This window comes from Oribacterium sp. oral taxon 102, from assembly GCF_013394775.1.
GTDB lineage: Bacteria > Bacillota > Clostridia > Lachnospirales > Lachnospiraceae > Oribacterium.
The window spans coordinates 831,507-844,919 of the sequence record NZ_JABXYT010000001.1; the positions used below are offsets into that span (position 1 = coordinate 831,507).

Genomic DNA, 13,413 nt, shown 5'->3' on the forward strand with positions numbered 1-13,413 from the left:
GGAGAAATGGGAGAAGCAAAGCGACTCGGGTATTTTGTCAATGGAGCTTTCAGGCAGTCGAAGACGGAGAAGTACAGCGACGCATTTAACCCGAGTACGGGAGAGGTGATCGCGAGGGTGCCGTGCTGTCTGTCGGAGGAGGTTGAGGAGGCAGTGCAGGCGGCAAAGGCGGCATTTCCGGGCTGGTCGTCGACACCGGTGATCAAGCGGGTACAGATTCTCTATCGTCTGCGGGAGCTGATGATAGAGCATATGGACGAGCTGACGATGCTCGTCGCCACAGAAAACGGTAAGAACTGGGAGGAGGCACACGGGGACGTTCTGAAGGCGAAGGAAGGGACGGAGCAGGCGATTTCCGCGCCGTCCCTGATGATGGGGGAGAGTCTCATGGATGCGTCGGCGGGCTATGATACTGTACTGTACCGCATGCCGCTCGGCGTGTTCGCAGGGATCGTACCCTTCAATTTTCCGGCGATGATTCCGATGGGCTGGATGACGCCGATGTGCATCGCCTGCGGGAATACGATCGTGCTGAAGGCAGCGACCTTTACACCGCAGACCTGCATGCGTATTGCGGAGCTCTATAAGGAGGCTGGACTTCCGGACGGTGTCATCAATATCGTGACCTGCTCGCGGCAGGAGGCGGAGATCCTTTTGAGGCATAAGGACATTGCAGGGATCAGCTTCGTCGGCTCGACGAAGGTCGGCATGCATATCTATTCGACAGCGGCATCGACGGGGAAGCGTGTGCAGGCGCTCTGTGAAGCGAAGAATCATGCACTGGTTCTGAATGACGCGCCGGTAAAGCGTGTCGCGGCTGGCATCATCAATTCCGCCTTTGGCTGCGCAGGAGAACGCTGCATGGCGCTGCCGGTAGTCGTAGCGCAGGAGGGGATCGCCGACGCACTGGTAGGAGAGCTTGTGGCACAGGCGAAGCGGATCAAGGTCGGGCCTGCATACGATAAGACGACGAAGCTCGGGCCGGTGGTAAATGCGGAGCATAAACGATCGGTCGAGAGATGGATCGAAACCGGCGTCGCAGAGGGGGCGAGAGTGGTGCTCGACGGGCGGAATATAAAGGTAGAGGGCTATGAGAAGGGCTTTTATCTGGGACCGACGATTCTTGACCATGTGACGGCGGAGATGACGGTAGGTATACAGGAGATCTTCGGACCGGTGCTCTGCGTGAAACGCGTCGGGGGCTTCGAGGAGGGACTTTCCTTGATGAACCGGAATCCTTATGCGAACGGTTCCGTGATCTTTACGCAGAACGGACATTATGCGAGAGAATTTGCACGGCATACGGATGGGGGGATGGTTGGCATCAATGTCGGAATTCCGGTGCCGGTCGGCGTGTTCCCGTTTAACGGACGGAAGCTTTCCTTTATCGGGGATCTGCACTGTCTCGGGAAGGATGGCTACCGCTTCTACACAGAGAATAAGGTGGTGACGACACGCTGGTTCGATGAGGAGGAGGCGGCCTCGACGAGGGTAAGCACATGGGACGGCACGATCTAGGGCGCAGGGCAATGGAGGATGGAAGAAATGAATTATTTCGAATTTGCTTCCGATAAAACGTATGATTTGATCCTGCTCGGAAGAGCTGCGATCGATTTTAATCCGATCGATTATTACAAGACGCTGGCGGAAAGCGAGACATTCAGAAAATATGTGGGAGGTTCGCCGGCAAATATCGCAGTCGGGATGTCGCGCCTCGGGAAGCGCTGCGGCTTCCTTTCCCGCGTTTCGGATGATCGCTTCGGAGATTATGTATTGGGGTATTTCGAGAAGGAGGGCATCGATTGCTCCCATATCCGCCGCTGCGAGCATGGGGAAAAGCTCGGGCTGACCTTCACGGAAATACTCGATGAGAATACGAGCAGCATCCTGATGTACCGGAACAGGATTGCGGATCTTTCCCTGGAGCCGGGCGACATCGACGAAAGCTATGTCGCCTCTGCAAAGGCGCTCCTGCTCTCCGGCACGGCGCTGGCGGCGAGCCCCTCCCGCGAGGCGGCGCTGAAGGCACTCGCCCTGGCGAAGAAAAATGATGTCCGGGTCATCTTTGACATCGATTATCGGGCATACAACTGGAAGGGCAGGGACGAGATCGGGATTTACTATGCGTCCGTCGCCCGGGAAGCGGATCTGATCATCGGTTCGAGAGAGGAGTTTGATCTGACAGAGACCTTTCTGGGGCTGGACGGAACGGATGAGGCTTCGGCGGCGTATTGGCTTCGGCAGCAGGCGAAGCTCGTCGTAATCAAGCATGGGAAGCAGGGCTCGGCAGCTTATACCTGTGATGGAAAGAAGTTTGCGGTCAAGCCGTTTCCTGTCAAGGCTCTGAAGTCGTTCGGCGGCGGAGACGGATACGGGAGCAGCTTTATCGCGGGGCTGATGGAAGGGCGCGACATCATGGAATGCCTGGAGCGCGGGAGCGCATCGGCTTCGATGCTGGTGGCAAGCCACGGGTGCTCTGCGGATATGCCGACGCAGGAAGAGATAGACGCATTTATCAGGGAGGAAAAGGCGCGCTATGGAGAACTGATTGCGCGGGCATAGGCGCGGTTTTGCAGAGAGACAGAAAGAAACAGAAGGGAAGGCAATGGACGGAAATGTTATTTTGAAAATGAGCCATATCACGAAGCGCTTCCCCGGAACGCTTGCTCTCGATGATGTCCAGCTGGTTTGTGAAAAGGGAAAGGTTCACGTCCTGCTGGGGGAAAACGGCGCGGGGAAATCCACGCTTGTCAAGATCATTTCAGGAGTATATTCCCTGGATGAGGGGGAAATGTGGTATGACGGAGAAACAGTTCACTATTCCGGCGTAAGGGAAACGATCGATAAGGGCATCAGTATGATCCATCAGGAGCTGAACCTCCTTTCGGAACGAACGATCGCACAGAATATATTCATCGGACATGAGCCAAGGGTTACAGGCGCTCCGTGGCTGATCGATTATAAAAAAATGGTGCGGGAAAGTGAGGCGCTGCTGAGGAATCTGGGGGTGGAGCTCGATCCCAATATGTTTGTGAAGGAATTAAGTATCGCACAGCGGCAAATGGTTGAAGTCGTCAAGGCGCTTTCCAATAAGATTAAGCTTTTGATCATGGATGAGCCGACCTCGTCTCTGACGCAGAAGGAGATCGACAAGCTGTTTGAGATCGTAGAGCGCCTGAAGAAGGACGGAGTTGCGATTATCTATATTTCACATCGTATGGATGAAATCAAGCGAATCGGCGATCAGGTAACGATCATGAGGGATGGCAGATATATCGGGACGCTGGATGCCAAAACGATGGAGCTGGATGATGCCGTCGCGATGATGGTAGGACGCAAGATTTCCAAGATGTATGTCCGAAATTACAGAAAACCGGGGAAAACGATATTAAAGACGGATAATCTGTGCGGGCTGCGGTTCCGGAATATCAATATTAGCGTATGCGAGGGGGAAATCGTATCGCTTTCCGGACTCATCGGAGCCGGCAGAACGGAGATCGCGAAGGCACTGTTCGGATATGAGCCGATCGTGCAGGGAAGCTATTCTCTGTTTGATCGGAAAATCGGGCATCCGACGCCGAAGGAGAGCATCCGAAGCGGGATGGCATTCCTGCCGGAGGACAGAAAAACAGAGGGACTTATCCTGAGCATGTCGATCAGGGAGAATACCGTATCCGCGTCGCTGAAAAAAACGTTTCCTAACTGTATTCTGGACGAGGCAAAAGAAACTGCTGCCGGAAATAAATATAAGGAAATGCTGCGGATCGCCGCGCCGGATGTAAACAAGCTTGTCGGCGAGCTGTCAGGGGGAAATCAGCAAAAGGTCGCAGTCGGAAAATGGCTTCATACGGGCTGCCGCTTCCTTATCTTTGACGAACCGACCCGAGGCATCGACATCGGCGCAAAGGCTGAAATCTACCAGCTGATGGATAAACTGGTCAATGAAGGATATGGGATTTTGATGATTTCATCAGAGCTGAATGAAGTGATCGGGATGAGCGACCGCGTATATATCATGCAGGAGGGCGAGATCAGGGGAGAGCTGTCGAGAGAGGAACTGACACAGCAGAAAATCATGGCAAAGGCAATCGGGGGGAGGAAAACGAATGAAAACAGTGCTCTCTAAAATCAGACGACTTCCCATTCCGGGGATCTTTTGGGGAATTTTGGCGCTGATTATTTTCTTCGGCTTCATGGAGGAAAACTTTTTGACACCATATAATCTGATTCTGATCGGAAGAAATACCTGTATTCTGCTGCTTGCCTCCGTCGGGATGACGCTGGCGGTGCTGGTATCGCAGATCGATTTGTCGGTCGGTTCGGTGATTTCTCTTAGTGCTGTTGTTCTGGGCTTTACGCTGGAAAAGGGGCTTCCGGTAGCGCTGTGCCTTTTGTCTGCACTTGCAGTCGGCATTTTGACAGGCTCTGTAAACGGCATCATGATTGCGAAAAAGAAGTTTGATTACTGGATCACGACATTTGCGACAATGAGCGTCGGATCCGGATTGGCGCTGGTCATCGCGAACGGCAATACGATTCCGATAAAAAACGCCCTTATTGATTGGCTGGGGAACGGAAAGGTTTTCGGTGTGTACAGCATGATCTGGATTACGGCAGCACTGGTTCTCCTTATGATTTTCGTTTTGAAGCGCACACGGCTGGGATACAATATCTATTCGATCGGCGGCTCGGAGAATGTGGCGAGGGTCAGCGGAATCGATGCGGTGAAAAATCGCTTTGCCGTCTATATTTTGAGCGGAATATTCGCTTCGGTTGCAGGCATTCTGATCGCGGGAATGACGACCTCGGCCAGTCCGATTGTCGGGACAGAGTATTCCTTTAATGCCATTGCAGCTGTCGTCATCGGCGGAACCTCTTTCGATGGTGGAAAAGGAGGTCTGGTAGGAACGTTTCTCGGGACATTGCTGCTTCGGGTGCTGGCAAGCGGGCTGAGTATGATGGGCATCAGCTCTGTCGTGCAGAAGGTAATCATTGGCCTTGTCATTGTGGCGCTGATTGTCATGGATCAGCTGAGCGAGAGGATGAAAAGGAGAGAAGGCTTGAGGAGGGTGTACGCAAATGCTGAGTAGATTAAAGAGCAATATCGATATGCTTTCCCGGATTCTTCTTCTGCTGGTTTTATTTGCGACTCTTACGATTATCAGACCCGGATTATTTTTGACAGCGGACAATCTGGCTACGGTTATTTTCCAGCAGGCACCGTTTACAATTCTGATGAGTCTGGGAATGGGACTTGCGATCCTTACAAAAGGAATCGACAAGTCGATGGCGTCCGTCATGATTTTTTCGACGGTCATGAGTGCGAATTTCTTTAAGAATGAACAGTATTTTCTGGGATTTCTGCTGGCGATGAGCATCGGGATCGGCTGCGGTTTGCTGAATGGGATCCTGATAACGCAGGTTGGAGTCGCGCCGTTCATCGCGACATTCGGCATCGATTTCGTGGCGAGCGGTATGGCATATGTGGTATATACGGGGACATATGTTTATGCGTTTCCGGAAAAGTTCAGAGCGATTACCAACGGAATGCTGGTGCCCGGGCTCCCGAATGTAGCGTTGATTACGTTTTTTGTATTCCTGCTTCTCTGGTTTGTGACGAGGAGGACGATTTTCGGACGCGGCATGTATTCGGCAGGCTTCAATTTTGAGGCGGCGAGACTGAGCGGAATCAATGCGAAGAGGACGGTTACGATCATTTACTGCATCAATGGCGCTCTGGCGGCACTGACCGGTATCTTATATATGGCGCGGCTAAATGCAGCAGACCCCGGCAGCAGTGGCTCTCTGACGCTGGATTCCATGGCGGCGGCGTTGATAGGGGGCATTTCGTTCGGCGGAGGAAAAGGCTCCGTTACAAATGCAGTAATCGGGGCGCTGATCATCGTATTCATAAGAAACGGCATGAATCTGATGAACATCTCTATTAACTGGCAGTCCGTCGTGATCGGGCTCGTGATTATCCTGTCTATCTTCTATGAATCCTTCATTGAGCAGATCAAGGTATTTATGCTGAACGCGGAAATGAAAAAATTAAAGGCTGCGGTAAAACAATAATAATGTAATACGCACAGGAAAAGGAGAAGGCTTATGAAAAAGAAAATGGTGGCAATGGTTTTGGCAGCGGCAGTTTTCGGAATGGCAGTGAGCGGGTGCTCGCCGCAGTCCAAGGCGGAGAGTACGGCTGCCCCGACCGAGGCCGCGGACAGCACGGCGCCGAGCGGGCTTTCGGATAAGGAGGTCGTCGTAATTATCAAGAATCTGACGACCCCGTTCTTTCTGGCCATGAAGCAGGGCGCGGAGGACGCCGGAAGGGATCTGGGCGTGAAGGTAACGGTACAGGCACCGACTTCATCGGAAGAGGGGGCGGGAAATGAGGAGCAGACGCAGCTGGTGGAGCAGGCAATCGCAAATAAGACGGCGGCTGTTGTCATTGCACCGACAGACTCAAGTGCGATCATTCCGGCGATAAAGAAGCTGAATGAGGCAGGCATTCCGGCGATTGCATGCAATACGAAGGTCGCGGAGGAGGGACTTACGGAATGCTTCGTCGGACTGGAAAACTTCACGCAGGGGAATCATGTTATGAAAACACTCTGCGAGGGGCTGAATGGCAAGGGTAAGGTCTTCATTATTGAAGGTACGCCTGGGGCGCAGACCTCGATTGACCGTGTCGCAGGTGCAAAAGCCGCGCTTTCCGAATATCCGGATATTGTGATTGCAGCACAGCAGTCCGGCTCGTACAAGCGGGCATCGGCAATGGATGTCGTGCAGAATCTTTTGCAGACCAGTCCGGATGTCAATGCGATTTACTGCTGCAATGATGAAATGGCGCTGGGGGCGGTAGAGGCAGTGGACGCGGCAGGAAAGACCGGACAGGTTTTGATCGGCGGTGCAGACGGAAATGCGGATGCGATTCAGGCAATTCTGGATGGGAAAATGTATGCGACAGCAGAGGCAAATGCGCATGATCAGGGGTATTATGGGGTAGATGCCGCCGTGAAGATTCTGAAAGGGGAGAAAGCTGAGGATTTCTTCATCGATTCTCCGATCATTGATAGAAATAATGCAGAAGAATTCAAGAAATAAAACACAGATGAGGCGGCGGAATTGGGGTCAAATGCTATTTGACCCCGTTCTCTTATATTGAAAGGCAGGAAAACGGAAGGAGGAGAAGGATGGCAGGAAAAATGAAGGCAGTCGTCATACATGCGCCGGGAGAATATGCTCTGGAAGAGGTCGATATTCCAAAGCCCAAGAGGGGGGAGGTGCTGGTTAAGATAAGGGCAATCGCGATTTGCGGCAGCGATCCGGGGATTTTCGCGGGAAGAGTGCGGGCAAATGGCTGGCCGCCCTGTTATCCTTTCGTGGCGGGACATGAATTCGCCGGAGAGGTGGTAGAGATCGGAGAGAGCGTTACGGTGCTGCGGCCCGGGGATCGCGTATCGGGCGAGGCGCATTGCGGCTGCGGGGTTTGTGAAAACTGTAAAAGAGGAATGTATAATCTGTGCCTGAATTATGGAAACAAGGAGGCGGGGCACCGGCATTATGGCCATAATACGGAGGGCTGTTATGCCCAGTATCAGGTATACGACCAGAAGGCACTCAGCAGAATGCCGGATAACGTAAGCTTTGATGAGGGAACGCTGGTGGATACAGCGGGAACGGCGCTGAACGCGCTGCGGCTGTGCGGTGTGGTTCCGGGCGGGAATACCGTCGTGATCGGCCCCGGCCCCATGGGGATCTCGGCAATGCTGATCGCAAAGGCGATGGGCTCCTCCGTAATTATGGTCGGGCGGGGAGAACGGCTTATGTTTGCGGGAAAGCTGGGGGCGGATGAGCTGATCGATTATGAAAAGACCGGCGATCCGGTTTTGGAGGTGAGGAGAATGACCGGAGGATACGGTGCAGATCAGGTGATTGAAGCCGCCGGAAATACCACGGCGTTTCTCGAATCGGTACAAATGGCGAAAAAGGGGGGGCAGGTTGCGTTTATCAGCATTCCGTCTGAGGACGGGCAGAGTATCGCAGGAAAATATCTGGTGATGAATCAGATCAGCCTGCACGGGACGAGAGCCAATCCGAACTGTTCACGGCATATACTGCATATGATATCCAACGGCTCGCTCGGAACATTAAAGAATATGATTACCCATGTTTTCCCGATTGATCAGACGCGGGAGGCGTTTGATACCTTTATCCGCAGAAGGGATGGGGCGGTAAAGGTACTGATCCATCCGTTTGCGGAGCCTGCCTGAGCGCACAATGGCGCAGATCGCGTGGAACGTTACAGGAAATGGAAAAAGGAGGAAAGAGAATGAGAGAATATATCTTAGAGAGTCCCGGATTGGTAACGGAGAGGGAGGCTCCGGTTTTGCAGCCGGAGCCGGGAATGGTACAGATTCGCGTAAAGCATGTGGGTATTTGCGGTTCTGATATTCATTTATTTCAAGGAACCTACAATGGCCCGCATCATTATCCGATGCTGTTCGGGCATGAATGGTCAGGGCAGGTGACGGCGATCGGAGAGGGCGTGACGGGGGTGTCGGTGGGAGATATCGTAACAGGCGATTGCTCTCGCTATTGCGGAAGCTGCCCTGCCTGCAAAATGGATAAAAATTTGTGCGAGCACATTGAAAAATTCGGCATCACGACCGATGGGGCATCTGCGGAATATATTACAAGAGAGGAAAAATATCTTTATAAGGGAGGAGAGGGGCTCAGCGAGGAGCTTCTCGTGCTGAGCGAGCCGCTGGCGGTGGCGGCACACCTGCTTTCCCGTACAGCAAGAGCCGCAGAAGGCGCGCTGAAGGACAGGAATATACTTGTGCTGGGAGGCGGAGTGATCGGCATGGGAGCAATGATGCTTCTTCGGAAAATATATCATTGTGAGACGGTAGCCCTGTATGATCTGTCGAGGTATCGCTGTGAAATCGCACGGAGCGCGGGTGCGGAGATTCCGACGGCAGAGGCGCTGCATCCGCAGGCGGAGGATGGGAGCTATGCATCGCTCTATCAGGCAGCGTGCTATGATATTGTGATTGAAACGACAGGGGTTCCGTCGGTCTTTGCAAGTGCCTTTCCGCTGCTGAAGACGATGGGGATACTGGCGTGCGTCGGCATGGCGGCAAAGGTGGAAATCCCGCAAAAGCAGATTGTGACAAAGGCGCTGACGGTGCTCGGTTCCATCGGCGGGACGGGGGACTTCCCGACGGCAATGAAATTCATCCATGATTTCCCGGAGGAAGCGCGAAAGCTGATCAGTCATTCTTATCCGATGACGCGGGTGAAGGAGGCATTTGAAGCTGCGCGGAAACCGGAGGAAAGCATGAAGGTGGTTCTGGATTTATAAAGCCTGCTCCGGAATAAAAAAGCAATCGCAGGCGATTGCTCTGAAGCGCTCAAAGCTCTTCGCCGGAGGGGCATCGCAGGGACGAGCCCTGCGATAAACCGCGTGGCTCCCCCGAGCTTTGCCCGGGGGCAGATAAAGGCGGGAAGGACGGATGGGCTTTTCCGCTTAGAGAATTCAGAAAATGCCGCGCTTCGGCAACTCATGGACGCTCTTCCAGCCATCGCTGAGAGGCTCTCTGAGACAGGGCTCGATTTCCTCATAGGGACGTGTCGAGAATTTCTCCGGATCGGGAACCGTTCCTGCCGGATATTTTTTCAGGATATCCTGCACCATCATTGTGAGGTATTCACAGATGCAGGCAATGGCTCGCTTTGCCTTTCTGGCTTCACCGCGAGACGGTTTTCCGACGACGCCTTCCGGCGTGGCATACCGTTCGATCACACGGTGCCCTTCTGCCTCGGACCACTTGTTGGGACGATGAAAGCTGTCTACGGAACCGTCGTAATAGCCATCGTCAAGGAAACCGAAGCTTTTCGGGTCGGCATCCACGACGACTCCCATATCGACCATTTCCCGAAACATCAGAAGCGCCACGGAGGTTTCGGCTTCATCTGCGTGAATAAACGGGGTACTTACAAAATCCGGCCGCTTGTCGCCGATTGGATAGAAAAACTCACGGACGGCGCGGTGCCATTCCACAATGGTGACGAAGGCCGGCAGCTGGTAACGCTTGAAGAATTCCTGGATGCCATCCTCGAGCATCCAGTCCATGCCGTGATTGTTTACCAGAATGATTTTTCGATAGCCGTCGTCCCACAGACCGAGCAGTGTATAGATGATGGTTTCTTTCACGATCTCTTCACTGACCATAACGGTTCCCGGCATCGCTACATGGTGATAGGGATGCCCGCCGTAGTTTAACGGCGGAAATGCAAGCGTAACCTCTCCGCAGTCAAGCTTCGCCGTATAACGGCGGACAGCCTCACAGATAGAGGTACACATAAAGGTATCCAGCCCGCTGTTGTTGTGCAGGCCATGGTTTTCCGTGCATCCGATCGGCACAAGGCAGATATCGTTTTTTCTGCGTTTTTCAATGCAGTGCTGGCGGGGGGTATTTTGGATGTAGCAGCCGGCCTTGCCCAGCTCGGAATCGCTCGGAATCTCATATTTTTGGAGAATTTCATCGACTTCCTCTTCGCCGGCATCCCAGATGCGTTTTTTCATCTGTCCGACCGCCGTGTCTTCAAAAAAGATATTGGGGTAGTCAGTAGTAAGGAATTTATCGTACATAGCAGCCTCCTTGCATAATAGAGATGTGGAATGTCATGGTCTGATGATAAGGAAAGAGCTGGCAAGGGACAATGGAACGGAGAACGAAGAAAAGCGGCGGAATTGTGCGGCTGCACAATCTTTCAGAGGAGAGAGGCATGCTGTATTTGACGAAATATATGATAGGCGACTATCTGGATGCTGCGGGAATCCGTGTGAAAATCCTGGGGAAGGAGCCGTGGAGATTTACCGGTCTCAGTATGGGACTTCCGGAGCAGGCGAATCCGGAAAGGCTTTACTTTCCGGGAGAGGGGGAAGATTGCGTCGGGCGGCGGGATTTTCGGACAACAGAAAATTGTTGTATCCTTCGGGCTGTGAAGGAGGATACGTTTTCGGAAACGCGGGGAGAGCAGGAGGAGATTGTCTGCTGTTGTACGGGGGAAGAGGCGCTTCGGGCTGCAATGTCCTGCTTCGCGTTCTATAAGGATTGGTATCTTTCTTTACTGGAGGAGCTTCTGAATGGAGGCAGCCTGCAGAGACTGGTTGAGCTGAGCATTCCGGTATTTCGAAATCCGGTTGCGGTCAGCGATATCGGATTTCAGGTGCTCGCATTTACGAAGGAGTATCACGGGCAGATGGAGGATGCCGAATCAAAATTCATCTGTCAATATGGCGTACATTCGCCGGAATATATACGGCAGATGATCCGTCAGAAATCGTTTCTGGAAAATATGGAACGAAATGCGGGACCGTTTCGGTATCATTATGATTTTTTACAGCATGAAAGCGTTTATTGTACGATCTGGCTGCATGGAAAAGCGGTCGGGCTTCTGACGATTGTCGGAAAAAACAGTATCGACAGACGTTCTGTGATGGATGAAGCAGGGATTTTCTCGAAGCTGCTGTCCGGCGCATTTGAGATACAGCGGGGAAGGATGAGAAGCCTCAGCATGGAAGAAAGTCTCGCGCTTAGGATCCTGAAAGGGGAAATCAATGACGGTGCAGTAGTGCAGGATCTGTTTTCGGCGATGAAGCTGAAAGAGGGAAGCGCTTTTTGCGTTGCCTATGTCCGAATGAAGAACCGGCTTCGAATGGGACAGGAGCTGCTCCTATGTAAAATAAAAAAACTGCTCGAAAGCAAGGTGAGAAAAGGACTTGTACTGACAGAGGAGAACGGACTGAGCGTGATCGCGGCGGCGGATGCAGACTGGACTTCCACGCTGAGATCCGTAGTGAATATGGTTTTTCCGGATGATGAGGCATGGATTGGAGTCAGTTATGAAAGCGACCGGAGCGGACAGACTGCGGAACTGTACAGACAGGCGGCATTTGCATCAGAGGAGGCACAGAGACAGGGTATCCTGTCAGGGCTTCGATATGAACGATGTATGCTGCGGGATATTCTCAAAAATAATTTATCCATAGAGCAGAAGCGTGCTGCGGTTTATCCCGCAGTCCGAATCCTGCAAAGCAAGGGAACGAAAACAGAGCTTTACCAGACCCTGAAGGAATACCTTATGTCAGAGGGGGACAGCGCGAAAACGGCAGCAGAGCTGCACATTCATAAAAACACCTTATATTACCGACTGCACCAGGTGGAGGAGCTGCTGAAGCTTCCGCTCCGTGACAGGGAAATCCGCGAATGTCTGAGGCTCTCGATGTATTTGCTGGAAATCTATTCCGCATAAACCCTTCGGTATTCACTGGGAGACATCCTCACATATTTCTTGAACTGCGCAGTAAAATAATTGGAGTCGGAGAAGCCGACAGCGCCTGATATTTCGGTGATCGAAGCTGCTGTCGTCGTCAGAAGGGACTGCGCTTCCCCGATCCGTCGACGGCAGAGGTATTGTATCGGCGACAGTGCGTAAGCTGCCTTGAATGCATGGGAGAGGTGATAGGGGCTCAGATGAAACGCGGAGGCGAGCTGCTCCAGAGAGAGCTCTTCATGGTAATGCGCATCGATATAATGCTTCACCTGATAGAGCCACTCGGCCGAGACAGTTTTGCCTGGAAGAGCCTTCGGAGGCAGGGATGCTTCTGCATAACGAAGGGAGATCGCGAGAACGATCAGGGCTTGAGACAGATGTTCGCAGAATTCTTCCAGATGACGGCTCGGATCTGCATAGCGGTAAAGCTCCTCAAACAGAGCGCGGAAGGTACGGTATTCGGCCTTAAGAGGCAGAATCGGATTCATAGATTCAGGAATCAAATGATTTTCAGGGAGATCCTGAAAGGCAAACCCTGCAATGCGCAGACTGTAGAAGGACAGCTCATGGTTCTTTTCTGAGAGCTCATCATGCAGGATGCCGCTGTTGCAGAATACCAGATCCCCCTCTTTGATAGCACGATAGGAGGTATCGAGATAATACATACCGCATCCGTGCGTGACGAGCAGCAGCTCGAAGGCATCCGGATGCCGGTGCAGGATGCGGGGATGCTCCTTATTAAAGCTGGCAGGACTGTAGCTGACAGACAGAAGGCGGGGCTGCTTCCCCTGCGGGAAGCTGGGCTGAAAATACGGATGCAGATATTTTTGAATCATGGTTTTCTCCGCTGCAGGATTGTGGATGAAATAAATCGCAAAAAAGCGGTAATTATATTTTGGAATGAAGGAAAACGGGAGGAATTCCACGCGGAAATCCGCAAGATTGTCAAGGAGTTTTCCTGACGCTTTTATTATACTCTTTCCATAAGAAAATGAAAACAGAGGCAGTCCTGCGGAGGAAAGAAGGCTGAAAAACAGAGGGCTGTGTTCCGGAGAGCAGGATGCG

11 protein-coding genes are annotated in these 13,413 nt (G+C 52.6%); 9 read left to right on the forward strand and 2 right to left on the reverse strand.

The features are described from left to right. Positions 1 to 6: 6 nt before the first annotated feature. From HW273_RS03860 to HW273_RS03895, 8 genes are all read left to right on the forward strand, one after another. Positions 7 to 1,518 (forward strand): CoA-acylating methylmalonate-semialdehyde dehydrogenase, encoded by a 1,512-nt coding sequence (locus HW273_RS03860; RefSeq protein WP_179010527.1) that lies wholly within the window; start codon positions 7 to 9, stop codon positions 1,516 to 1,518. Positions 1,519 to 1,545: 27 nt separating this feature from the next. Then, positions 1,546 to 2,562: a 5-dehydro-2-deoxygluconokinase gene (iolC, locus tag HW273_RS03865; RefSeq protein WP_179010528.1), complete on the forward strand. Its 1,017-nt coding sequence runs from the start codon at positions 1,546 to 1,548 to the stop codon at positions 2,560 to 2,562. Positions 2,563 to 2,605: 43 nt separating this feature from the next. Then, a complete protein-coding gene (locus HW273_RS03870; RefSeq protein WP_179010529.1) occupies positions 2,606 to 4,126 on the forward strand; it encodes a sugar ABC transporter ATP-binding protein in 1,521 nt (506 codons plus the stop codon). A gap of 40 nt (positions 4,127 to 4,166) precedes the next feature. Further along, positions 4,167 to 5,090, forward strand: a complete 924-nt coding sequence (locus tag HW273_RS03875) for an ABC transporter permease (RefSeq protein ID WP_179010530.1) — start codon at positions 4,167 to 4,169, stop codon at positions 5,088 to 5,090. Next, positions 5,080 to 6,075 (forward strand): ABC transporter permease, encoded by a 996-nt coding sequence (locus tag HW273_RS03880; protein WP_179010531.1) that lies wholly within the window; start codon positions 5,080 to 5,082, stop codon positions 6,073 to 6,075. Before HW273_RS03875 ends, HW273_RS03880 begins: the two co-directional genes overlap by 11 nt. A gap of 33 nt (positions 6,076 to 6,108) precedes the next feature. Next, positions 6,109 to 7,107, forward strand: coding sequence for a sugar ABC transporter substrate-binding protein (locus HW273_RS03885; RefSeq protein ID WP_179010532.1), 999 nt, complete (start codon positions 6,109 to 6,111; stop codon positions 7,105 to 7,107). An 89-nt stretch (positions 7,108 to 7,196) separates the two neighbouring features. Further along, positions 7,197 to 8,276: a zinc-dependent alcohol dehydrogenase gene (locus tag HW273_RS03890; RefSeq protein ID WP_179010533.1), complete on the forward strand. Its 1,080-nt coding sequence runs from the start codon at positions 7,197 to 7,199 to the stop codon at positions 8,274 to 8,276. Positions 8,277 to 8,335: 59 nt separating this feature from the next. Beyond that, entirely contained in the window at positions 8,336 to 9,370 is a 1,035-nt protein-coding gene (locus HW273_RS03895) for a zinc-dependent alcohol dehydrogenase (protein ID WP_179010534.1), read from the forward strand. A gap of 174 nt (positions 9,371 to 9,544) precedes the next feature. Here HW273_RS03895 and iolN read toward each other — a convergent pair whose 3' ends face one another. Next, positions 9,545 to 10,660, reverse strand: coding sequence for a 3-dehydro-scyllo-inosose hydrolase (gene iolN / locus HW273_RS03900; protein WP_179010535.1), 1,116 nt, complete (start codon positions 10,658 to 10,660; stop codon positions 9,545 to 9,547). Positions 10,661 to 10,797: 137 nt separating this feature from the next. On the opposite strand from iolN, the gene HW273_RS03905 reads away from it, so the two are divergent. Continuing rightward, positions 10,798 to 12,327, forward strand: a complete 1,530-nt coding sequence (locus HW273_RS03905) for a PucR family transcriptional regulator (RefSeq protein ID WP_179010536.1) — start codon at positions 10,798 to 10,800, stop codon at positions 12,325 to 12,327. Here the strand turns inward: HW273_RS03905 and HW273_RS03910 are convergent. Beyond that, on the reverse strand, positions 12,315 to 13,184 hold the full coding sequence (locus HW273_RS03910) for an AraC family transcriptional regulator (protein ID WP_179010537.1): 870 nt from the start codon (positions 13,182 to 13,184) through the stop codon (positions 12,315 to 12,317). The two genes, HW273_RS03905 and HW273_RS03910, sit on opposite strands and share 13 nt — an antisense overlap. Between the last annotated feature and the right edge of the window lie 229 nt (positions 13,185 to 13,413).